The sequence below is a fragment of the Legionella taurinensis genome, assembly GCF_900452865.1.
Taxonomy (GTDB): domain Bacteria; phylum Pseudomonadota; class Gammaproteobacteria; order Legionellales; family Legionellaceae; genus Legionella_C; species Legionella_C taurinensis.
The window spans coordinates 510,735-532,459 of the sequence record NZ_UGOZ01000001.1 but is presented as its reverse complement, the minus strand read 5'-3'; the positions used below and the strand labels follow the sequence as shown (position 1 = coordinate 532,459).

Genomic DNA, 21,725 nt, shown 5'->3' with positions numbered 1-21,725 from the left:
TTGTTCTCCTTTTTTATTTAAATAGGTAGATGAATACGCAAAGAAGTAACTCTGCGCTTAGACTGAGTCATAACAAGGTGTTGTGATGACAGTAAATTTCTTTAGAAATTTACGCTGCCGAATGACAGATATCCATGAAGGGTTTCCCGACTCAAACGTCCAGCCATTAGGTTAGGGAACAGGATGGCTTAGCATAAGACCTTAATAAGGTTTCGCCTGAACTGCCCAGGCTCATCAGTTATGCTTTATTTAAAACTATCAAAATGGTGCTTGCTGGGCAAGGGGTTATGAAAGGAAATTTTATCCTATCGGATTTGGTCCGATAGGATAAAATGGCTGAATGTGTTGCTTTTACTGGGTAAAATCAAGTACTGGGTTCTGCGTCACTGCTGATAAATTGCAGTGACTCAGAACTAATATTGAGAATTTTCTAACCATTTAATCAAATGAGGGGGCAATGGAAGCTTATAATGCCTACAAACAATAAAAATCATCGGCCAGAAATCCGCTTTTACTGCGGATAACTCTGAAAAAGAATTATTTAGTTCGCATTCATCGAAGATTTGCTTGATGAAAGGAGCACTACTTTCATGTATATCTATATTTACTAAAGATACCCCATGAATAGAACTATTAGTATAAATATGTGTTTCAGAAAGCTGATCGGGATACCATAATTGAAAATTACAATGTGTAAGATGTTTGGTTTTTAATGCTTGTAATTGATTATAAATATCATCAAATTTGAGAATAACCGCAAACATTGCAATAATCGGATATAAAGTACTACTTGCAGTTGCTGATGTATAGTAGTTTTCTAAAGCTTTAGGATGTTCAATCAATTCTTCATAAGAATTAAACATAATTGGATAATGGCTTTTAAGCTGAAAATTTAAATCAATACGCTTAATCATTTCGGATAGCCATGTATGCAAATCCTTTCTATTTGACGACTCCCTAGATAAAAACCATAGGGCTAATGCTATATCAACCGCCTGATTATCAGTATAAGGTGTAAATAATATGGGGTTAAATTGAATTAGCTCTTTTACAGCAGTTGAACAATTATTCAGTTGTAATTGAATTTCCTTAGTTTTGACTTCATCACCAATTCCAGAATTTTTAATAAACTGCCAATAAAGCCATATACCATAGATAGAGATTCGTCCTAGAATATCGAATAATTTTAAATTTATATCTATTGGATTAGGTGATTTAATACCAAAAGAAAGAGCATGTAACTTATCAAAATGAGGCAGTAATTTATTTAAAAATTGAATGGAAATGGTGATATATAAAGATAGAATAGACAAAAACACATTCTGAACCTGACCTATCCCCCAAAAATAAGCCCATGACAAAGATGAGAAATCCATTAAAATTGTGACAATGGAGAACTCAAAATGAAAAGACGTTACAGCGAAGAGCAGATAATCAAAGCAATCAAAGAGCATGAGGCTGGCGCTAAGGTTGGTGATATCTGTCGTAGTATGGGGATAACAAGCGGTTGCTTCTATAATTGGCGTAGCAAGTATGCGGGCTTAGAGGTCAACGAAGCGAAGCGCTTACGCGAGCTGGAATCAGAGAACCAGAAGCTGAAAAAACTTCTTGCAGAAAAGCTACTGGAGAATGAAGCGCTAAAGGACGTTGTTTCAAAAAAGTGGTAAAGCCCACCAGTAAGAAACGTGTTGCAAAGCATTTGGTAACTCACTTTAAGCTCAGTGAGCGAGTTGCCTGCAAACTGGTTGGGCTAAGTCGCACGGCGTACCGCTACCTAAAGAAAAAACGCTCGGATGATGGGTTGAAAGCACGTATGAAAGAGTTGGCCGTTCAATATCCTCGTTATGGCTATTTGTTGCTGCATAGCTTGTTACGAAGAGAAGGTTTAGTTCAGAACAAGAAGCGCACCTATCGGATTTACCTTGAGGAAGGTCTGCAGATTCGTACTAAAACACGAAAAAAACTCCAACGTCCTCGCTTGATTATGGATGTGCCAACTCAGAAGAACAAGCGTTGGTCGATGGACTTTGTCTCGGACCAATTGGCGAGTGGTCGTCGTTTTCGTGTATTGAACGTCATTGACAATTTTAACCGCGAACTGTTGGGGCAACTTGTTGCACTCTCTATTTCTGGACAACAAGTTACACGCTTTTTAGAACAACTTGGTGAAGAGCGCGGTTACCCTGAACAGATTGTCTGTGACAATGGCACCGAATTTACCTCTAAGGCTATGTTTTTCTGGTCTAAATCAACCAATGTACGGTTGAACTTTATCCAGCCTGGCAAACCAACACAAAACGGTTTCGTTGAAAGCCTTAATGGGAAATTCCGTAACGAATGCCTCAACCAAAATTGGTTTAGAACATTGGAAGAGGCGCGTTTTGAAATTGGTAAATGGCGGCATCATTACAACCATGTGAGGCCACATAGTGCATTAAATTATTTTCCACCAGTGGACTTTGCTCAACAGGTGGCTTAATGTTGGTTTTCTCATCGAGAAACTGGTACTAATTGAGGGGATAGGTCAAATAAGTTTTGCATTCTTTCCACGTTTCCCAAATGTTTTTTTACAAATCTCCCATGATTTAAGAACAACTATTTCACTGCATAAATAGGCTGACTCTAGATTGTTTGACTCACGACACCAGGTAAATAATGTCCACAAACAGATATTAATTTGTCTTAATGATGTTAAATCTCTTTTTGTATCATTTGCGGCACTTTTATCTATACAAAGAATACTATTAATTAGGTTGTTGAAATATTTATATGATGTTTGAGGCTCATCCAGCATTGATAAAGATTTTCTAAATAAATGACGGGCAGCCGTTGGCATCAAATTCTCATTTAAAAAATATTTAATTATATGAGAAGACAATTCCTCACCACCCCATTCAGAAAAAGATATTTTGTCACTGGTGTTTTCTTTTTCAAAAGTTGATATATCTAATCTTATTTGTTCTTTAATATCTCCACCAAAACAGATACATATCTCAATTGGAACATTAGAATATTTACTTGGTAAATGAGTCGGAATATAAGTATGTATAATTTGTTGTATCGAAGGGAGTAAATCTTGTGGTGAGCCACTACACCAATCTTGTCTACCCAAATCACCCGCTTTAATAGAAAACAAATAGACTTTTGGCGGTTCTCCATTAAGAGAGCCAAAAGCTGCTATGTCTACACCATATTGTTTAGTGCCTCTTCCTGGCTTAGAGAAAACAACTAAACCCATTTGTGAGAGAAGATCCGGTAACAAAGCATCAAGTTCATCACGTTCTTTAAGTGAAGCAAGATACTCTCTAATGATTAACTTCATCATTCACATCCTTCGTAACGAAAATTATAACGTAAGATATAAAGTCCATGGGGATCTAGATACCCAAGTGCAGGAAATTCGGTAGTATAACTTAAACTATTGAGGGGGATTTCGATACGCTCTTTAGCCTCATTTCTTCCAGTAACATAATTAATTGCACCTCGGCCATATAATATTTGAAATGTATTACACATACTCATTAAAGTTGATTCTTTTTGCGCTTTTTTCCATTCTTCTTCCATCACTTTTTGAGTATATCTGGCATAGGATTCACGGTGGTTAAGATATGGATTTAATTCTTTTATTTCATAGGTAGTTGAAATATTTTTGAAATATTCATCAAATTTTTTGAGGAGCTTAGTAATTAATGGTTTTGTCTTTTTGTCTAAATTCTTTTTTTCATTTTTAAGGAAATCTTTTACTGTAGAAGGGTACGATATCAATATCGGATCGAATAACAATGCTATCATTTCCTCCTTTTCGCTATCCGAAGAATTTAGAGGATGAGTGAGAAGTGACATTATGTAACTACAAGCTGTCAAAGGAAAATCATACATCCAGCCAATGGTTTTTTTTGTCAAAAAAACAAAGGTACCATTGGCGGTGTTAGTATTTTGTGGAAGTTCTGCATGTAAATTAGTATTTTTTTTATTAAGAGTATTTAATATATCTGACACAGAGTGGCAAAGCCTTTTCTTTTTGGACAAAAACCATCTGGTAGTTAAATCACTTAAATTTTTATCTGATAGGTGACTTATAGTTAACTCAAATTGAGTGATAGAAATTTTGCTTGGATTATTCAATAAAATTCTTTCGATAAGCTCAATTGCATCGATAAATTTTTTTTCCTTTTCAAAAAGCTCACATAAAAAAAGATCTATTTGCCTTATTATTGTCTCATTTAAAAATTTTTTTTCACGTAACATTTTTATCATCATTGATGAAATACTTAAGGGCAATTGGCCCATTTTTTTTGCCAATATATCCGAGGCTACGTAATTAATTTCATAATCATCATAATTTAATAGATGCTTTATAGTTTCTGAAACGTCTTGCTCTACGGTATTTTCATTGGCTACTAGTAGCAGAGCTGAATGAAGAATATTAGAGAATAAGAAACTATCAAAATCCGAATTTAGTAAGTTACTTAATGTTTCACAAGATTTTTTTAGTAATTCCTTTTCACAAGCATAATACAACTTCCCTAATGCAAAAACTGATGTAACTTGTACATGCCTATTTTTGTCTCCTGACAACGTTATAGTTTTATCTAAATATTCTACCGGGTTTAAGTAGGAACCAGCCACTAATGTTGGACAAATGAATTCAATCCATTCATTTTGTTGAGAAAGTTCTAAAGCTTGATTTACTCGATCTGATCCAACTTGACAAAAATTGCAGAATGCTTCAAATAACGTATTTGTTGCTGGGTTTTTTCCATATTTATCAACTAAATATTTGATGCAAGTAATAACAGACAACACAGTAGCATTTAATTTGGGTAATATTTTACCGAATAAATCCAGAACAAAATAAAAGTTATAATCAACACTCTGTGTTATTAGATTATTAAACTCACTAATAACATTAATTTTATTCTCATTATGAAGATTTATAATCAGAGTGATAAGTTCTTCTTTGTTATATTCACTTTGATTACGCTCCAATAATAATATTTCTATAAAATTACCATTTTTACTGGCGGATATTAAACGCTCATTTAAATTCACTAAAATCCTTGTAATTTATTCAGCCACTTAAGTCTTAATTATATGGTAATTTATGTTTAATATTATATTTTAATTCGATAAATAAAAGATAAAAACCATGATTACTCCACTTAAAATAGGCGACACCATTTGTCTTGTTACTCCTTCAAGCCCTATAAGGTATACTTACGCTATAAAAAATAAATTAAGTTGCACTTATTCTAATGAATTCTGATAGTCCAATACCCAATGAACAAATTACGTCTTCTGTTGTACATTCAATGACAGGAGAGCAAGTGCTATCTGCCACAAGATTGGCAACTGGTGATCAGAATTTTGTATATTCTGTAAAGACTACTGCTGCAGAATATGTACTCCGTTTGACTGATATCAGTCACAAACATAAATTTCACGCTGCTATTGCATGGCAGAAAATGCTAATCCCTCTTGGAGTCCCTCTAGCTGAGTTTATTAATTCAGATTTAGATGGCAAGTATTCCCCTTTTCCTTCATTACTGATGATGCGTTTGCCTGGCGATGATCTAATTAATGTTTACCAAGAACTAACGAATACAGAAAAGAGAAATTTAGCTAATGAAATGGTTAATATCCAGGCTGTATGTGCCAGCCTTCCTGACGGGCCAGGTTATGGTATTTTGGACAGTTATGACGTAATCCCAACAGAAAAAACCTGGTATGAATTTTTGACAAAAAGATTGGAGCTATACAAAGAGCATATAACCAAAAACGCTGTTTTTAATCCAGATATGGTTACACAAGTTCTTAACGTAGCTCAAAAAATGAAAGAGAACTTTAGCATTATTCGACCAACACCTTTTTTATGGGATGCCAGCGAGCGTAACGTATTGATCCATGATGGTCAGATCGCAGGGATTGTAGATGTTGATGAAATTTGTTTTGGTGACCCCTTACTGGTAATTGCGCTAACAAGTACATGTCTTGAACTTGAAGGGCTTGATACTATTTATACTGATTACTGGGCAGCAGCTTTAAATCTTGATAAATCAGCACAAGAAAGGCTTGATTTTTATAGGTTATTTTATTCTATAGCTTTTATGCGAAAACACTCAATGCTAACAGCCAATAGCAAGAAAGTTATGTTTGATATTGAGAAGCTGTTAAACATTTTTCATCAATCAGGGGATAGGCTTAAAAAATAAGTATTATATTAGGAAATATATTGAAATTAGGAGTCTGTATGAGTATCAAATTGATCCTCCGTATTATTTTCTTTTTAACAATTAGCCTAATAAGTATGGTTGTTTTGGCTGGGCAAAGTGAAAGAAAAATAGATGAAAAAAATGTTATTAATACCGTTAAACAAGCAAAAGCTTATATCCAGCAATATGGAAAAAATAAAGCCATCAGTAAATTTAAAAAGAATTCTAGCCTTATTTTTGCAATTGAATTTAGTGGTACTGTTCTAGCCTCTCCAATCCATCCTGAAACAGTTGGAACTAATCAAATCAATTTTAAAGATTCATCTGGTGCTTTAGTAGTTAAACAAGAAATTGATAAGGCGATAGCAGGAGGGGGTTGGCTTAAGGGACGATATAGAAAAAATCATAAAACTGGTCAAAATGAATGTAGAAGACTTTATATTCTTCCAATGAAGGGCAATTATTTGATAGGTTCATGGTATTACTATGCGATGACCAAAAAGGGAAAATGTTTAATTTAAATCATTTAAGTGTTTTAAATCTTCAATAATATATTTGGGCCAGATTAAGGCTTAATCAGGCTTTAATTTATAATTTTTTATTATCTAATTGTTGCAAAAATTGTATGGCTCTCTCTATGGCTATAGGATAATAGTATCTCAGGCCAGGGTTATTTTTTTGAGCTTCAAGCCAGGCTATAGTCATTAATCTTCTAGCAAGCATGAAATATGGGTTTAATTGAATATCTTCCTCAGATAATGGCATATACCTGGAATAGCCGTTGAATAAAGATTCTTTTAATTTCGTAAAACTCTTATGCTTATTCCCCTCGGCAACATGTTCAAAAGCGCCTAATGCTACAGCCAGATCATCTCCGTAAAAACCAATCCCGCATTCATCAAAATCAATCACTGAATAATGTCCTTGATGAACAAGAATATTATTCGGTTGTACATCAGAGTGTATTACTCCTGTTTTATCTTTATGAACCATTTCATATTGTTTCAATTGTTCATAAACAAGTTTTCTTGCTGTAGTGATATGTTTTTGTTCTTCGATAGAAACATCTGTTAATTGTTCCAGATTGTAGAATCTAGCTTTATCCGTGCCAGCCAGTCCCTCTGTCAGCCAATAATTACGATGCTGCATCTCTATGACTTGTCCACTTTTTTGCAATTGGGCAATCATTGTTCCCAGCTCATAGGCATATTGTTCATTGATGCTATTCCATCTTTTTTTGCCAGGCAACCATTCAAAAACCATGCAAAATCTGTTCGAAGGAATATCTGTTTTAACGACATAGTTTTCATCAATCGTTTTTACAGGTTTTGGCACAAGTAAATCTGTTGAATTAGTAATGTGATTTAGCCACCTGATTTCTTCTAAAATGGCCTGGTGGGTATGATGTTCAATTGGGTTAATTCTGAGGACGTATTGTTTGTTTTGAGTATCAGTTATTTTAAATATGGCATTGGCACTGTATTTAATAAACTCGAGTGCTTTAATCTTAAATGGATAGAGTTTGGCAACTTCAACAGCCAGAGCTCTCAGTCTTCTGACCTGGGCTAGATAAGAGGGCTGTCCAACTGATTTTGTCATAAATCTGCTATTTCTACTAAACCAACCATAAGAATAGACTATTATTAGCTGATTCAAAACCTCAAATTTATGTTCTTCACATAGATTATAAGTGCAACCACCGGATTTAAAACCTAACACCATTGACTAGATTAGTAATGTTGGTGAAGTTTTTAATTGATCTTTTATTATTCGATGGTAACGGAATTCGAATTTTATAAAGTTCGCCTCCATTCACCAAAATAAATGCCTGCCCCTTAGGTAAAGAAATAAGGTCATTTACGTCAACCATGGGTACAGAGGTAGTTTGTACACGATCTTCATTTGTAGTATTAAAATAAATTCCATCCTCTCCATTTGGAGTATCATTAACCATAGATACTTGAGTATGATCGACGACACCAACTTGAGGTAAGGCTTTAACCAATAAATTAGCGGTTTCCTCATTTTTAACTCTAAGCATAATCAGAGTATTAAAATTACCCTCGGTTACTGCTGCTTTAGCTTTTGAGCCAAGAGAGACTTCCATATCTTGTATAGTTTGCGCATAGGCGGTTACTTGAAAGCCAGCACCACCAGCTTTATTGAGAATTTTTACGAACGAATCCTGTATGATTTCTGATAACTCATCACAATGTAGATTTAAACGATAATTGGCATTACTTTCTTTATAGATCTTTCCTGCAGTAGAGACTAAATCTGATAAGAATGCTTTACCCACTGCTTGGGCTATATTCGGATTAGTCAGACTATCTAGGCCTATGTAAATGACTTTTTTTTCTTTAATTGCAGTCATTAATTCAATTTCATTAGGACTTTTGTTAAATGAGAAAATAGCAGAAGCGTTACTTTTATTGATCTCAGATAAAACGGGCCCCACGCTTGCGGTAATTTTGTCATAATAATGTTTATCCATGATCGCAGCATCATACAGATCTATTAGAACTTGATCATGGAGGCTTTCTACATTTCCTGCAGCGATAGTTTTATTTATATAATTTTTTAAGTACTCAGCAACTGCTTTGGGTCTATCCATAGGAGCTGTATTTTTATTTTTACGGCTTTGGCGTTCTTCATAGTTGGTTAGGATAGCCTCTATCTGATCATTATAATCAGGATAGTGGTTTGGCATGATGGTGTCTGAATAGGCCATGAGTAGTTGATCTAGTCGGCTGATGTAGAATGCTATTGATTTATAGGTGATGGGTTGTTGCATATCCTCTAAGCAAATTGCGACTATGTTAACGTATTTCCATGCGAAGGCTGCGAATTGTTTGCCTTCTCCTTCTGCAGCAATTGCATCAGTTATTCGTGTTGGAACTTCGCTTACCTGATCATAATTTTTTAAGGGATTGTAATGGGCTGATAACTCGGGAAATCCTAAATGCACTATACGAAAATCCTCTAGACGTCCTGATGCTTCGCAGGCTGCGTACATGTCACGTACTAGATCTAGATCCCCCTTGGGATCTACTACAATCACTGCATCACCATTTCGGATATCCTGATTAATCAGAATACTGGCCAACCTTGTTTTTCCGACCCGTGTTGTACCTACAACAAAGGTATGACCTACACGCACGTCCTGAGGTATATAAACTGAACTATCCTTTTCACCTAATCCATGCAGATAAGGGCTACCACCTACAGGTGGATCTGGTCTGAAAGGATTTAGTTTAGATGAACTACTTAACAGTTTTGCCAATATTGTTTTTTCATGGTTTTGGCAAAATTCTCTTACTGCTCTGTAGCATTTTCCTCTTTGCATAAATGATTCATTCTTTATTTGTTTAATCTGATGCAAGCGCTGGGTGTGATGGGGGAACCAACGAAACCCTTTGCCAACAAATAGCCATTTTTGAGATAAGGGCACTTGAATGGTTGATAATGCATAATACGGCATAGTAATTAATCGACGATGATAGCGTTTGATTTTAAAGGCTTGCCATCCTCTGACTAAACTTAAACAACCTAGACTCACTCCTGCGTAATATCCCATGCCTTGGGTTAATAAAAATAAATGCGGTTTCGTAACAGCAAGTAAGGCAAGGGCAGTACAAGTAATACTGGTATAGATCTCGGTTGGCTCACGTAACAGATTTTCAACAGGATAATTAGTCATAATTATTTCCACCAAACCATTAGCTCAAAAAAAGCCATTGCTACTAACAAGTACCATTTAGCCTTCAAAGCTGTTTGAACTTGCTCAGCAGTAATTTCGATATTGGTTCGCTTAACATAGAAGTAAATGATTCTTCGCCATAATCCAAACAGTGCCAGGTAAAAGATTATATGAATAATGAGGAAGCCAATTTTATGGGTTATAAAAAAGTTACTGGCTTGATTGAACTCATGACTAAATTGCAACAGTTGAGGAGCAATCATTAAAAGCAGCAACACTGGCAGGATTACTTGAATCATGACTATAATAGTTGAACGGATGTATTTTTTTAACATTGGAAATCTCCTTATGATTAGGAAAAGTTATAAGTCCATAGCCTTTATGGCATTTAAAATCCTTGGGAAGTTTGCTCTTTTTGCTTTGCAATTTATTATTGCTTTTGCCTCAGACAAACCCATCAGGAAACGTTACTCAGCACTTACTGCCCAACATCTTCATGATGAGGGATTAATTAGTGATAAGGAGTATGCTAAATCCGTTTTTCCTGGAAATGGTTAAGTCTGTTTTCTTCATTATTTTCCCATACGGGCGATTCTTGCTCCTTGCTCCATAACTTGTGCTCCCGAACGAGCCACCTTATCACTTTGCTCACCTGATGCTGCTACTAACCCTGTTAATGCTGCACCTGCCTCTCCACCAAAATGGCTAGATACTCTTAAGAGCAACATAGGTGCGATAAAATAAAACAGTACAGCCGCATTTCTCATGGCAGATACCGCATCGTTTTGGCCTAGGGGATCAAGAACACTCCGTTCAACGAAACCCACAAGATGCCAGAGGTATTGCATAAAAATCGCCATGATAAAAAGTCCGCATATGCTGCCTAAGGCTTTAGGGTTATATCCACTTAAGGCAAGAACTACAGGAGTGATAATAATAAGAAAAAAATAAAGGAAGGCTTGCATCACGGGGAGTGTTTGCATTATTGCTTCTCGTTTTAATGGAGTAGAAGTCCATGATTTTGTCCATTGCCCCATGTTAACCAGTCCATGCGATATGGCACCACCGAATGCACCATTAGTATTATCCATAAGATTTTTAACACTGTTGGCTTGCATATCACGGCTATCATTAAGCAGCATTTTGGCGATGTAATCTTCTGAACTTAATTGCGATCCCCACGCTTTGGGATGGTTAGTTTTAAAAGTCCGAACTCTGTCTAACACAGCGAAATAATTCAAATGGCTATCAAAAACACTGGCTTCATTAGCGACTTTCACCAAATCTGTTTTTAGTTTACCCCACCATTGATTACATGTTGGATAACCTTCCTCTGGCAAGTGTTTTGAATCAATATCACCTCGTTGAGCAGCCTTTTCCAAATTGCTATTCGGAGCCTCTTTAAAACTAAATCCTGGTACAGGTTGTCGGGCATGAATTTTTCCGTAATACAGAGTTTGATAGACTTTTGAACCTATCCATTTCAGATCTTCTTCACCACCATATTTTTTCAGGATTTCTTTTACCTTGGCCTTGTCATATGGTTCATTGTGATAACTATTTCTGGCTTCCAAAAAACATTGCCTATGAAATTTTAGGGCTTGTTCCCGAACTTCTGTTGGTAGATACGTGGAAATTAAATCGCCTTCGATGGCTTGTAAGCTATCGGTACACCCTGTTACTTTCATTAAGCCATAAGTGATCCCAGTCATATAGTTTTGCAAAATGGCAAATCCTATAGGCATTTTGACACTAGGGGTCAATACATCTGCAAATGCTTCATCATAAGTAGTACCTGTATCTTTTAAAGTAGAGGTCTTTGCATCTGAACCTTTTTTAATCCCGCACATAGGTTTAAAGCTCAATGCTTTTTCTTCTAAAGGCACACAGGGATAAACAAAGATTCCACATATTAAGAATGTCATGGCCAGTTCGTAAAGAAAATTATTCAATGCATGTTCAGCTGCATGATGAGTGGATCCGGCTGGAGCCAGGACATTTTTCAAAAATCGATATGCCACCATGAGAAAGCCAAGATAAAGTAGCCCTGTTTGCCACAGGGCATTGAACAACACCTCATATTGCTGCCAACCTAAATAAGTGGTGTAGAGGGATAATGGACTAAAAACTACCATATCAATCTCCTTTGAAGTTGGTTTGGGGTTTCACATACACAGCTCCATTTTTCACACTTGATTGCTCATGATCATCACCTGGTAAACCTTTGGCTATTTCATTGGAGCGCATGTCCATTAACATAGTTAGAGTTTCTGTCATCATTTTTTTGCGTACTTCACTTTCAAATGCCAATGAATGAATATCGTCATCCAGCTTTTTTAATGCAAACCGCACCATATCCAAGGCAGGTTTCAGGTTTTGTACTTCTTGTACTTGTAATCCAGCTTGAAGAATTTTGCGCATCATCAATGCCTTATCCAGCATGTTTTGCACAGCAATTTGCTCCGCTAGTTTAGATACCGTGAGTATTTGTTCTTCACGAGGTAAACGCTGAATGGTGATGATAATTTCATCAGTAATCATCAAATTAGATGCACTGACTAACTTAAGTTTTTCTTCAGTCAAAGGCCATTGTTTATCTACCAATTTCCACAGTGCTTTGGCTACATTAGAGGTGCATGTGTTGCTACTGTCGCAGCTTTGCAATAAAGCAGATAATCCTATACCTGCTTTGGCATCATGTTTGGTTTTATCGTTTTTGTCTTCACTGGCGCTGACATGAATATCTCCTAAAACTTTTACTGCCCAGTCAGCAGCCTCCTTTGGGGTTTTCCAGTTCTGAGTCATTGGTGTGATTACATCAGCTTTTTTATCGTTATTTAAGGGTTTTCGGTTTAATAGAATGTTGTAACCAGCTATCACCACATCATTAATAACTTTAATTGGTCTTTGATACTTACCACCTGCATTACCTGCTTCATGTCCAATCCAAGGTAAGCCATATTCATCTCTTTTCTTTGCGATGTTTTTGGCGGTTGCAGTAACATCTACATTTTCTGTTTTTGCACGTCTAGCAGCATCTAGCCAACCTTGACTGTCTGAAACTGATAACATACTTTCCATAGGCGATTGACCTTCTTCCAGAGTCTGTTTAACGTCCTGGCAATCTTTCACTTTGACGGCAAATTCATTCAACGCACCAGAAGCAGTATTTTGTAAAACGTTATAAAGAGCTGGCATGGATTGCTGTAGCTTATACATCGGGTAACCAGCTACTGAGCCTTTCAAATTATCAATAATTCCACCAGGTATATTCATTGCTGAAGATTTCATATCCTGAAAAGTATTGGTGATAGATACGACGGGATTAAAGCCACTACAGGTAAAACCCAGACGAGCATCAACATTTCCTCCTATAGTGATGGTTTGATCGTTATTAACTGGAGGTATGTACAAGTTAGATGAACCACCCAATTTATAATAGTAGTCTGACTCATTGGGCATAAATGAATCGGCAAATAAGATTGTTGGGAGGAAACAAATTAGTGCAATTGTTATTTTATTCATAATATCTTCCTATCTTTTTTGAGGTTGGCCTACTTTAGGGAATGATAGAGCGCGGATGTACTTTCCTTCATGATGAATACAGCCACGATATTTACGCCAAACCACAAAGACATAATTTCCATTTCCTGCTTTATCATCTTCTATGCCCATATCACTTGTGTCAGTGGGGTTTATATTACGATTCTTGGGATAGACTTCCTGCCAAATTACCTGCTTACGTTTTGGGTCAAAAATCACGTTGGAAACAACACAATTTGGACCACAAGAATTACTGGTACTTTGAGTGACATGCAGACTGTTTTTATTGGTAACGATATCAGCAGCATGCATTGCAGCAACAATTGATGCACGAAATCGTGAAGGTTGAGTTACCCTCATTAATCGTGGAATTTCATGTCCCCAGATATCAGCCTGACTGCCAATATCGTGGTTAAACAGTAATTGAGGATGAGTAGCCATATAAGCAATTTCAGCTATTTCAGTTCTATCAGATACAGCATCAGCTTCACTAATGTAATAGGGAAATCCGAATCGTGTTTCGGGACGGTGCGAAAGGTAAGGAAAACGATACAATCCAGCAGGACTGCCTATCACATCTACGATTCTGGTTCGCTCATCATTGAGGTGCATTGAGTTAATCTGTCCTGCATCATCACCAAAACCCAAATCTGAACCTGTCGCCAACTTATAAGTTTGTTTATACAACGCCTGACTGGCAGGATTTTCAAACAAAGCTTTAGCCTCTATCCATGGGTTGGTTTCAGGTCTATTAGCAACGGTGACTATTAAATCAGGAAGAAACTGTTCCACTGCAGGTACAGGAACCAGTTTGGGTGGCAACTTGCCAACCGCCCAAGTGCAACTGCCTATAACTTTATAATGGCTATTGGTAAATATTTTACTAATAACTTTGGTTGCAATACCAAAACTACTAATAGGATTAGGTGGTTTAATACTTTCCTGTGCATACAGGACTGTGGAACCAAAGAACAATGCAAGTAATATAGAATGGTTAATCCTCATAAAAATAACCTCCATCATTTTGATTGCGTACTTTGTTCTCCAATCTGCTAGCCACAATCTCAGCTGCTTTAAGAACATCGTATTGTTCTTCTAGTGCATGACGTTCGGCCTTTTCTGCTTTTTCATTGAGTAGTAACGCCAAGATGTAGCGCGTTGGAATGACGCGAAATAATCCTTGATAACGTGAACCGAGTAAGACTGCCTCAGCGTAAAGTCCTTTTTGCGAATCAATGTCACGAATAAGCGCTATTTGCTCAGGAGTTAATTGTTTGAATTTTTGGACATCAACCAGTTCCTTTTCATCAATGCCTAATAAAATCCATGTTTCAATCAGTGATAAAATCTTGGTGGCCATTTCAGAATTCATGTCAGCGACATTTTGAGTACTGGGAACCAGCCACAAGCCCAGTTTACGTGCAACTTTAGCTACAAGCAGTGCGCATGTGACCACAGATGGAATTTGAAACTGGATATGAGCTTCGTCAAAAAAGAGAAAAGTCGGGCGATTATTATTTTGGTTTTCTTCAGCCATAGCAAGAATTCGTGGTAAGAGCGATACCATAACCAAAGCCAATTTCCCTTTATCATCTTTAATAGCTGACACATCGACATGGAAAATATCAAAATCACCCAAAGGTTCTGTTGGTACATTAAAAAAGCGTGATTTATTGCTATTAATTACATAACTTTTTAATCGGTCATGCATATCTAAAATACGATCTTTTTTGCGAGGAACTGTCTCTTTTTCCATTCTTCTGGCAAAGGCAGCTAATACATGTTCAGTTAGCATCTGCGGAATATTGGCATTGAAGGAAGTTAATATGGCATCACTTAAGACTTCAATTAGTATGGTTTCATCAGCTAGAGTGAAGCTTTTTTCTTCTAAATCATTAGCCTCAGTAATCATGGTACGCAAAGCAAGTGACAACTCAGCCAAATAGTTACGTGATTCTTCGTTACAAGCCTGCTCAGCAGAATTTGCAGCCTCATGTAATCCTTCTTTCAATTGCATTATTTTTTCGGCCAAGTGTTTGGCTTTTTCATCACTTAAATTACTACTGATTTCATCAAGTGCTTTGTAGGCTTCACAAAATGGATTTAATGGAACTGCTTTGCTTTTTTGATTGCTTAATAATAATTGTTTGACACTTTTTCCCTTAGCTCGGCAATGGGTGAGAAAACGGTCAAAAGAATTACCCATCTCAAACAGCACTATACGTGCATTTTTAGTGGCCATTAGTGTATTAATTATCCATCCCGCTGCTACAGACTTTCCTCCGCCTGAGTTAGCAAAAAGCGCCATATGGGAATTTTGGCTAATAAAGTCAGTGTGTAATGGATCAAACAATACCGGCTCACCCAGACGATTAAAAAACGTAAGGCAAGGCAAATGTCGCGCACCTTGATTACGACCATAGACTGGAAGTAAAGCCGCTAACTCTGAGGCATAGATTAAACGGTCAAATCGTAAATACTGACGTGCAAAAGTGGGCACAAAATTAAAGGGTAATGCATTAAGGTAACTGTTGATTGGGTGAAGATCATAACTGGAAGGTATTAAAGGCATTTTGGCATCAATGAACAAGTCCTTTAGGTCTTTTTCAATTTGGATTGCCTGTTCTTCAGTTTTTGCACGATAGAATATTGCCTGATTAACCCAAAATAGTCTGTTACCCATTGATAATTCATCTCGGGCAGTTTTAATATCATCTCTGACCTGTTGCGGTTTTAAACTGGTACCAATGATTCCTTTTTCAAGTCGCATTAAATGAGCATCAAGAGCGTCATCATTACTAAAAGTGACCTGAATTGTGTAGATTGCTCCCTCTGGTAATCTGTCTAATAATGCATAACGATGTTTGGGATTTGCTTGAGGTTTTTCACGAGATAACAAACCTGTTTCAGGCGCTTCTCTTAAGCCATCTACATATAATATTCGATGTTGATAACCATCAAATACAAACCCTTTTTCATTACTTTCAGGTGGGGTAAAAAATATAGCCTGACTTAGATTGTATCCAGTGGGTTGTTTTTCTTTAGGGTAGGGAAAGTGACTGAGTAATTCATCAATATTGCTATTAGTCATTGCAGGTTCAGGATTAAACCAGCGTACCCACCATTGATAATAGTCCTTACCTGTTAGTCTTTTCAGTTGTAGGCCTGGTGATTTTAACTTGCTTTCAATCTGCGCCATCACTTCCTGATGTTCCAGCAATGCCTGATCTCGTGTTGTTTGAACTTGTTTGTATAAGCGATAAAATAAAACACGAACGCGTCTTCTTCGGCCTCGATAAGGCATATCAGTTTTTGGATCTAAAAATAATCCCTCTGGTCTTACCATCTTGGTGAATAGATCATCGAGTCTGGCCAGATAATCCTGAGTAAAGGACATTTGAGCGATTTTGGGGTCAAGATTATTTGTTATGTGATTCAAAACAGGTTTTAAGCTGTACTCATCATTCACATACATTTGCATTACCCAAGGATCGTCTTTATGTAAGGGAACTACTGCTGCAAAAGTGTCACGAATTTTATTAAATACGGACTCCAGATGAGCAGGAGATGCGGCTTCTGCAGGTATGCTGGCTAATTCGAATCCTGAGCCGATACTGATTCCATCATTTAACAAAAACAGATTTTGTTTATCACAAAAATCGACTATAGCGAGTTGATCAGGTAATGAAGGATGGGGATTGTTATACCCTTTTTTAACTTCCTTCTCTGTAATAGCACTCCTGGATTTAGAACCTAACAACCAATCGCTGGCTTCATTTAATAATAGCTTCATACCATCCCCTCAATATTGTTCAGATGCCAAAGCAAACTGGTTTTGTTTGTAGAGAAAAAAACCTGTGGTGTAGCCAGGTTTAATCAATTGCTCATCACCAATTAAAGCCACATGAGGAAACACATAAATTGGGATTTGTGGGTTATCCAGAGGCTTAAATAAATTCTGAATTTCATTAGAGGCATCACGGGTATACCCTTCATAATTGACAGGCTTGTTTAGTGTTCGTTTTACAGACCAACTTTGTGTAGGTTCACTAATGCTTTGCTGATAGAGCTGACTGACGGTCAAACCTCCTTCAGGTATTGCTTTGGAGGCTACTATCGAAGAAGCACATGCGCTCAAAGTCAATGTGCTACCTAAGGCTAAAATCATGCGTAGTTTGTTGTGAGTGGCCATAATCTATTACTCTCCCCTTCGCTTCTTTATCGAGTTTGATGGTTTGTGTTAAATGAAATGAAAACTGATTGGGTCGATACCCTGATTTATAAGCGACACTGGCAGGAACAAATACCATGTCAAAACTGCCCTGAATCCTTTTTTCCAGCCAATCAGCTGCTTTAACTGAACTTTGAGATAGCGCCCCACCTAAAGCGTACTTACCCATAGATCCTGTTGGTATAGCAGTTCCGCCATTGTCATTGGCCGTGTAGGTCATTTGCCATTGAGACAGTGCATTACCAAACCCTTTAAATCCATCTGTTGCAATCATGGCTGTTAATACACGCGGAGCATTGGTAAAATATTGGCCTTTGATGCATGGGTTACCGAAGGCAGTCGTCAGATAACCCAGACTTTCATTATTAATCATCTCAGCGGTTCCATTCATTTGCTCCTTGCCGATGGTTACAAAATGGCCGTCCTCAAAGACAAATAAAGCAGAGGTGACATAAGCTCGTGCACAACTGATGTTATCGAGAAATGAGCCTACTCCTATGGCATAGCCATTGACCTTCATCCCTGAAATATTAGGCGGTAAAGGAATACCATTAGCAGCCATTAGATCTCCTCGATTAATGACCGCTGAAAAGGGAAAGAGTGGTTGCATTAATTTTCCTTCCACTGGAACTTCACCAATTAATGCGGATAATAAAGTGGTGTGACCAAGATCCGATCCGGCTGGAATGGTGTAGAAAGGAATAGCTTTTTTTACTTCTGTTTTTTTCAGATTGATTTTAGTTTTTTCGGTTAAAGATTTACGCTTGGCATTGAGTCTGTCCCAATAAGCAAGTTCGGTTTGATTGTTTTCATGTTTCATAAGTAACTGATCTATGTCTTTAATAGTGCTTTTTTTAATTGGTTTTTTTGCTGGTTCACCATTAATTGAATAAGGTTGATCCGGAGGTTGTTGTTCCTGTGAGGATTTAAGTTCTGCGATTTGTTCTTTTAGGGCATCAAGCTCTTTGGTTAATTCTGGATTGTTGGTTTGTGGTGCATTAATGTTTCCTTGAGTGTTTTGCTCCTTGAGCATTTTATTCTGCGCCTCAAGACTTGCCAGTTTCTTTTCAGTCTCTTGCTGTCTGGCCGCAACATCACGAATATTGTCATTGAATTGACTGGCTATGGCTTCATTTAAGTTATTAGGATCACTTTGTTGTTTATCAGGTGCAGATGAATGATGGCCACTATTCATTAGTATCAAAGCAGCGACTCCTACTACAGCACCAGTTAATACTTTTAATCCGGCATTTTTCTTCATCGTACAAACTCCCTACCAGTAGCTAAGGCTTCATTAAATGGTCTGTCCGAAACCAGAAATACGGTAGTTGTGTCTTCTTTACCTCGCGCTGCTAATGTATTGGTGGGATAGAAGGTAGCGGTTTGCCAATTTCCCACCATCCGACGAGGATCAACAACTACCTCTTTATTCAACAGATTTTTTAATTCGACCGCTGTGACATAAAAGGCACCTCCATGCCATGAAATCAAAGGACGAGACTCCATACTGGCACCATAAATCAGACTTATTTGTTTTCTGGTTTGCATGGGAATACGACCAACCCCTTCAGGAATGACTAATAGTCTTTGTGGGGCATATAGGGATTGGATAGCGAAACGGGTCAGTGTGATTGAGTTGATATCAAAACTATTAGCCGTTTCCGGTTGATTGTTGTTAGATTCTTCTTTATTTTCCAACAAGATTTCTACAGGTTTATTGGCGGTGATTTTCTCATTGGCAGATAAGTTAAGAATAATCACTTCGCCTTGGGGCATAAGCTGAACGAGCAGGCGTTTGTTATCAAAAGATTCCTTTCCTTTAAGATAAAGAGTATCCTGAATTTTTAATACTGAGATTTTTTCGCCAGCTTCGTTGTCGATAATGCTAATGGCTTGGGGGAAATGAACTAATCGTTCCTCATTTAAAGAAATACTCAAATGAATAGGCGTTTTATCCCATAACACATGCTCGGCATCGAGTGCGAAAACCTCCATACTGACCAAAACACTGATTAATACGAACAACCATTTATACTTTGTCATGTTGTTTTTCCTCCAATGGTGTAGCTAACAAATCTTTGACCAGGGCTTCAGGTTGGGTATAACCATCCAGAGCTAATTGAAAGGGATTTTGCAGACGAGATAAGGTCACTTTGACTACTCGAAGATGGTAATCAACCACCTTGTCAGCGATGACCATAGGACTGTTGTCTTTAAGTCTTTGCGTGATACGCAAGACCAGATGCACTTCCCACATGTTATTACCTAAAGCTTTCACATCACTGTCTTCCATAAAACGATAAAGACTGGCCACTTGAACTCTATTGAAGAGTTGAGCATCTTTATAAGCTGCCAGTGTTTGCTCCATTAAATGTCTATGACGTGGGGTGAAGTAATAGTGGAAACTGGCGAGGTTATTAGTGAACTCACTTTTACCTGCTTTGGACCAAGTATTTAAAGCAGGCATTAACGTTGCAACAAACCCTTGCACATACTCAGCAGGAATTTGCTCTGCTTTAATTAATCCACCATTTGTTGCCATTGAAGGGGTTAGCCAAAACTCATAATGATTAGGGGATTTGGCCAAAGTGATAATCAGTCCAGCTACAATGAATACAAGCACTGAGACAAAGGCCAATAAAAGGCGGTTGTGATGATTTAAGCTATCGATTTTCTTCCAGTAATTAAACATGAGGTTCACCTACTAATTTGGATTTTTGCCAGATGCCTTTATGAGAAAGATAAGGCGAAGTTCTTATGCCCCAACGTGCAAACCCTAAAATGGTTTTCTTCATTAGATAACCATGAGGTTTGCCCGCTTTTAATCGGGCAACACGCTTTGGACAAACCGTAATGGACAAGACAAAGCCCACCAAAAAACCGACGCAACCAAATGCCAGAGGGTAGCCTGCAAGTATCCCACTTAAGGTAAATAGGAGACTGGTCAATGGTGTTGCTACAATGACAATCCAGAACAGTTCCCGCAGACTTAACCCTTTGTAGGCTTCGTAATCATGAGACAAATGGCGTGATGAAGGTCGGTTCATGGCAGTCACCTTAAATCTTGAATTTGGTAATCATGGTGTAACCCACATAACCTGCAACAATACTGATTGCCAGATAAGTAATACCCATCACTGCAAAAGTACCAAAGGCCACCATAGAACCATCATTTTTCTTGGATTCCTCTATGCCGTGCTGAACGGTTGTGATGAACTTGATAAAACTCATTACAGCAGCAATAAAGAGTAATAATCCCAATCCTTGCCTGACGTAATTTCCTGTCACCGTCATCATGCTTTTATTACCGTCACTAATATCATCGGCATTAGAAATTTTGGGGAACCAGTTATCAGCAAACAGGGCTGGTGCGTAGTTTAAAGTGATAAAACCCGTACCGATTTTTTGCCACCATTGGGCGTTTTTATTTTTCATGGTTAATTCCCCTTTACGATTAAAATTAGAATGAATAGGCAAAGTCCCATTACAATGCGGATTGAACGAGAACCAAGACGAATGAGAAAACCATCTTGTTCTCTTTCTTCATTGCCCATAAAGTGATTGATGCACCAGATCACTGCGATAATGACCATCATGATCGCGATGAACCGAATGCAACTTGAGTACACCCCAGCAGCTGTATTACCTGCTGCTTGCTTGAAACTGGCCGCAAATGTTTTAGCGATATCCACTTTGCCCATGGCTACTTACCAATGAAATCAAGCGCTAAAGGCTTGATAGTTTTAGGTTCAATGGCAGGTTTATTGATGTAATCAATTAGGGCATTGCGGATAACCAATAAATCATTACGCAAGCCAGGATGCGACTTGCCATCAGATCCTTCAAAAGATTCAATGTGTAATTGGATACGGGTATTAGGTTCAATTTCCGTTTCGGCTTCATCAAGCAAAGGCATGATGGCGTTGATTTGGTTAATAACTCTGACCAAAGTTTGATTTAGAGCTTCTTCACTGGCGTGTGTCGCAAAGCAAGTCGTACTCAGCATTAAAATCAAAAACAATCTTTTCATTTTTTCTCC

At 37.5% G+C, this 21,725-nt stretch carries 22 protein-coding genes; 4 read left to right on the top strand and 18 right to left on the bottom strand.

Annotated elements, in window-relative coordinates:
• Positions 1 to 413: 413 nt before the first annotated feature.
• Positions 414 to 1,376 carry a hypothetical protein gene (locus DYE45_RS02520; protein ID WP_133138224.1) on the bottom strand — a complete coding sequence of 321 codons (963 nt, stop codon included), beginning with the start codon at positions 1,374 to 1,376 and terminating at the stop codon, positions 414 to 416.
• A 27-nt stretch (positions 1,377 to 1,403) separates the two neighbouring features.
• On the opposite strand from DYE45_RS02520, the gene DYE45_RS02515 reads away from it, so the two are divergent.
• Positions 1,404 to 2,479 (top strand): IS3 family transposase gene (locus DYE45_RS02515; protein WP_115300371.1). Its coding sequence is split into 2 segments (ribosomal slippage): positions 1,404 to 1,653 and positions 1,653 to 2,479, totalling 1,077 coding nucleotides; the frame shifts between segments, so codons are not numbered across the junction.
• Between the two features lie 45 nt (positions 2,480 to 2,524).
• On the opposite strand, the gene DYE45_RS02510 is transcribed toward DYE45_RS02515, so the two are convergent.
• Both DYE45_RS02510 and DYE45_RS02505 read right to left on the bottom strand, forming a co-directional pair.
• On the bottom strand, positions 2,525 to 3,325 hold the full coding sequence (locus DYE45_RS02510; protein ID WP_115300370.1) for a hypothetical protein: 801 nt from the start codon (positions 3,323 to 3,325) through the stop codon (positions 2,525 to 2,527).
• Entirely contained in the window at positions 3,322 to 5,052 is a 1,731-nt protein-coding gene (locus DYE45_RS02505) for a hypothetical protein (RefSeq protein WP_115300369.1), read from the bottom strand. The genes DYE45_RS02510 and DYE45_RS02505 overlap by 4 nt, the downstream gene beginning before the upstream one ends.
• 203 nt (positions 5,053 to 5,255) lie before the next feature.
• On the opposite strand from DYE45_RS02505, the gene DYE45_RS02500 reads away from it, so the two are divergent.
• Both DYE45_RS02500 and DYE45_RS02495 read left to right on the top strand, forming a co-directional pair.
• Positions 5,256 to 6,212 (top strand): phosphotransferase family protein, encoded by a 957-nt coding sequence (locus tag DYE45_RS02500; protein WP_115300368.1) that lies wholly within the window; start codon positions 5,256 to 5,258, stop codon positions 6,210 to 6,212.
• Between the two features lie 38 nt (positions 6,213 to 6,250).
• A complete protein-coding gene (locus tag DYE45_RS02495; RefSeq protein ID WP_115300367.1) occupies positions 6,251 to 6,733 on the top strand; it encodes a cache domain-containing protein in 483 nt (160 codons plus the stop codon).
• A 67-nt stretch (positions 6,734 to 6,800) separates the two neighbouring features.
• On the opposite strand, the gene DYE45_RS02490 is transcribed toward DYE45_RS02495, so the two are convergent.
• The 3 genes from DYE45_RS02490 to DYE45_RS02480 all read right to left on the bottom strand — a co-directional run bounded on the left by DYE45_RS02490 (position 6,801) and on the right by DYE45_RS02480 (position 10,247).
• Positions 6,801 to 7,811, bottom strand: a complete 1,011-nt coding sequence (locus DYE45_RS02490) for a phosphotransferase enzyme family protein (protein ID WP_160160661.1) — start codon at positions 7,809 to 7,811, stop codon at positions 6,801 to 6,803.
• Positions 7,812 to 7,917: 106 nt separating this feature from the next.
• Positions 7,918 to 9,912 carry a type IV conjugative transfer system coupling protein TraD gene (gene traD / locus DYE45_RS02485; RefSeq protein WP_115300365.1) on the bottom strand — a complete coding sequence of 665 codons (1,995 nt, stop codon included), beginning with the start codon at positions 9,910 to 9,912 and terminating at the stop codon, positions 7,918 to 7,920.
• Between the two features lie 2 nt (positions 9,913 to 9,914).
• On the bottom strand, positions 9,915 to 10,247 hold the full coding sequence (locus DYE45_RS02480; RefSeq protein WP_115300364.1) for a hypothetical protein: 333 nt from the start codon (positions 10,245 to 10,247) through the stop codon (positions 9,915 to 9,917).
• A gap of 46 nt (positions 10,248 to 10,293) precedes the next feature.
• Between DYE45_RS02480 and DYE45_RS02475 the strand changes: the two genes are divergently transcribed.
• Positions 10,294 to 10,470 (top strand): hypothetical protein, encoded by a 177-nt coding sequence (locus DYE45_RS02475; RefSeq protein WP_242602735.1) that lies wholly within the window; start codon positions 10,294 to 10,296, stop codon positions 10,468 to 10,470.
• Positions 10,471 to 10,484: 14 nt separating this feature from the next.
• Here the strand turns inward: DYE45_RS02475 and DYE45_RS02470 are convergent, their stop codons facing one another.
• Genes DYE45_RS02470 through DYE45_RS02415 form a run of 12 tightly spaced genes read right to left on the bottom strand, consistent with a single transcriptional unit; the run spans position 10,485 to position 21,716 of the window.
• Complete coding sequence (locus tag DYE45_RS02470; protein WP_115300362.1) at positions 10,485 to 12,047, bottom strand: conjugal transfer protein TraG N-terminal domain-containing protein; 1,563 nt, start codon at positions 12,045 to 12,047, stop codon at positions 10,485 to 10,487.
• 1 nt (position 12,048) lies between these two features.
• A complete protein-coding gene (locus tag DYE45_RS02465; protein ID WP_115300361.1) occupies positions 12,049 to 13,437 on the bottom strand; it encodes an integrating conjugative element protein in 1,389 nt (462 codons plus the stop codon).
• Between the two features lie 9 nt (positions 13,438 to 13,446).
• A complete protein-coding gene (locus tag DYE45_RS02460) occupies positions 13,447 to 14,460 on the bottom strand; it encodes a TIGR03756 family integrating conjugative element protein (protein ID WP_115300360.1) in 1,014 nt (337 codons plus the stop codon).
• Positions 14,450 to 17,248, bottom strand: a complete 2,799-nt coding sequence (locus DYE45_RS02455; protein WP_115300359.1) for a conjugative transfer ATPase — start codon at positions 17,246 to 17,248, stop codon at positions 14,450 to 14,452. The genes DYE45_RS02460 and DYE45_RS02455 overlap by 11 nt, the downstream gene beginning before the upstream one ends.
• Positions 17,249 to 17,257: 9 nt before the next feature.
• Entirely contained in the window at positions 17,258 to 17,647 is a 390-nt protein-coding gene (locus DYE45_RS02450) for a TIGR03751 family conjugal transfer lipoprotein (protein WP_058481519.1), read from the bottom strand.
• Positions 17,604 to 18,947, bottom strand: a complete 1,344-nt coding sequence (locus DYE45_RS02445; RefSeq protein ID WP_115300358.1) for a TIGR03752 family integrating conjugative element protein — start codon at positions 18,945 to 18,947, stop codon at positions 17,604 to 17,606. Before DYE45_RS02445 ends, DYE45_RS02450 begins: the two co-directional genes overlap by 44 nt.
• Positions 18,944 to 19,729: a TIGR03749 family integrating conjugative element protein gene (locus DYE45_RS02440; RefSeq protein ID WP_115300357.1), complete on the bottom strand. Its 786-nt coding sequence runs from the start codon at positions 19,727 to 19,729 to the stop codon at positions 18,944 to 18,946. The genes DYE45_RS02445 and DYE45_RS02440 overlap by 4 nt, the downstream gene beginning before the upstream one ends.
• On the bottom strand, positions 19,716 to 20,378 hold the full coding sequence (locus DYE45_RS02435) for a DUF2895 family protein (RefSeq protein WP_115300356.1): 663 nt from the start codon (positions 20,376 to 20,378) through the stop codon (positions 19,716 to 19,718). The genes DYE45_RS02440 and DYE45_RS02435 overlap by 14 nt, the downstream gene beginning before the upstream one ends.
• Complete coding sequence (locus DYE45_RS02430; protein ID WP_115300355.1) at positions 20,371 to 20,733, bottom strand: TIGR03750 family conjugal transfer protein; 363 nt, start codon at positions 20,731 to 20,733, stop codon at positions 20,371 to 20,373. Before DYE45_RS02430 ends, DYE45_RS02435 begins: the two co-directional genes overlap by 8 nt.
• 10 nt (positions 20,734 to 20,743) lie before the next feature.
• Positions 20,744 to 21,121: a hypothetical protein gene (locus tag DYE45_RS02425; RefSeq protein WP_115300354.1), complete on the bottom strand. Its 378-nt coding sequence runs from the start codon at positions 21,119 to 21,121 to the stop codon at positions 20,744 to 20,746.
• A gap of 2 nt (positions 21,122 to 21,123) precedes the next feature.
• Positions 21,124 to 21,387: a hypothetical protein gene (locus tag DYE45_RS02420; RefSeq protein ID WP_040534879.1), complete on the bottom strand. Its 264-nt coding sequence runs from the start codon at positions 21,385 to 21,387 to the stop codon at positions 21,124 to 21,126.
• A gap of 2 nt (positions 21,388 to 21,389) precedes the next feature.
• On the bottom strand, positions 21,390 to 21,716 hold the full coding sequence (locus DYE45_RS02415; protein WP_115300353.1) for a hypothetical protein: 327 nt from the start codon (positions 21,714 to 21,716) through the stop codon (positions 21,390 to 21,392).
• Positions 21,717 to 21,725: the final 9 nt, after the last annotated feature.

Bases quoted from the DNA above. Each gene is read 5' to 3' on its own strand.
- DYE45_RS02520 (WP_133138224.1), bottom strand. From the start codon at position 1,376: ATGGATTTCTCATCTTTGTCATGGGCTTATTTTTGGGGGATAGGTCAG.
- DYE45_RS02510 (WP_115300370.1), bottom strand. From the start codon at position 3,325: ATGATGAAGTTAATCATTAGAGAGTATCTTGCTTCACTTAAAGAACGT.
- DYE45_RS02500 (WP_115300368.1), top strand. From the start codon at position 5,256: ATGAATTCTGATAGTCCAATACCCAATGAACAAATTACGTCTTCTGTT.
- DYE45_RS02495 (WP_115300367.1), top strand. From the start codon at position 6,251: ATGAGTATCAAATTGATCCTCCGTATTATTTTCTTTTTAACAATTAGC.
- DYE45_RS02490 (WP_160160661.1), bottom strand. From the start codon at position 7,811: ATGACAAAATCAGTTGGACAGCCCTCTTATCTAGCCCAGGTCAGAAGA.
- traD (WP_115300365.1), bottom strand. From the start codon at position 9,912: ATGACTAATTATCCTGTTGAAAATCTGTTACGTGAGCCAACCGAGATC.
- DYE45_RS02480 (WP_115300364.1), bottom strand. From the start codon at position 10,247: ATGTTAAAAAAATACATCCGTTCAACTATTATAGTCATGATTCAAGTA.
- DYE45_RS02475 (WP_242602735.1), top strand. From the start codon at position 10,294: ATGGCATTTAAAATCCTTGGGAAGTTTGCTCTTTTTGCTTTGCAATTT.
- DYE45_RS02470 (WP_115300362.1), bottom strand. From the start codon at position 12,047: ATGGTAGTTTTTAGTCCATTATCCCTCTACACCACTTATTTAGGTTGG.
- DYE45_RS02465 (WP_115300361.1), bottom strand. From the start codon at position 13,437: ATGAATAAAATAACAATTGCACTAATTTGTTTCCTCCCAACAATCTTA.
- DYE45_RS02460 (WP_115300360.1), bottom strand. From the start codon at position 14,460: ATGAGGATTAACCATTCTATATTACTTGCATTGTTCTTTGGTTCCACA.
- DYE45_RS02455 (WP_115300359.1), bottom strand. From the start codon at position 17,248: ATGAAGCTATTATTAAATGAAGCCAGCGATTGGTTGTTAGGTTCTAAA.
- DYE45_RS02450 (WP_058481519.1), bottom strand. From the start codon at position 17,647: ATGGCCACTCACAACAAACTACGCATGATTTTAGCCTTAGGTAGCACA.
- DYE45_RS02445 (WP_115300358.1), bottom strand. From the start codon at position 18,947: ATGAAGAAAAATGCCGGATTAAAAGTATTAACTGGTGCTGTAGTAGGA.
- DYE45_RS02440 (WP_115300357.1), bottom strand. From the start codon at position 19,729: ATGACAAAGTATAAATGGTTGTTCGTATTAATCAGTGTTTTGGTCAGT.
- DYE45_RS02435 (WP_115300356.1), bottom strand. From the start codon at position 20,378: ATGTTTAATTACTGGAAGAAAATCGATAGCTTAAATCATCACAACCGC.
- DYE45_RS02430 (WP_115300355.1), bottom strand. From the start codon at position 20,733: ATGAACCGACCTTCATCACGCCATTTGTCTCATGATTACGAAGCCTAC.
- DYE45_RS02425 (WP_115300354.1), bottom strand. From the start codon at position 21,121: ATGAAAAATAAAAACGCCCAATGGTGGCAAAAAATCGGTACGGGTTTT.
- DYE45_RS02420 (WP_040534879.1), bottom strand. From the start codon at position 21,387: ATGGGCAAAGTGGATATCGCTAAAACATTTGCGGCCAGTTTCAAGCAA.
- DYE45_RS02415 (WP_115300353.1), bottom strand. From the start codon at position 21,716: ATGAAAAGATTGTTTTTGATTTTAATGCTGAGTACGACTTGCTTTGCG.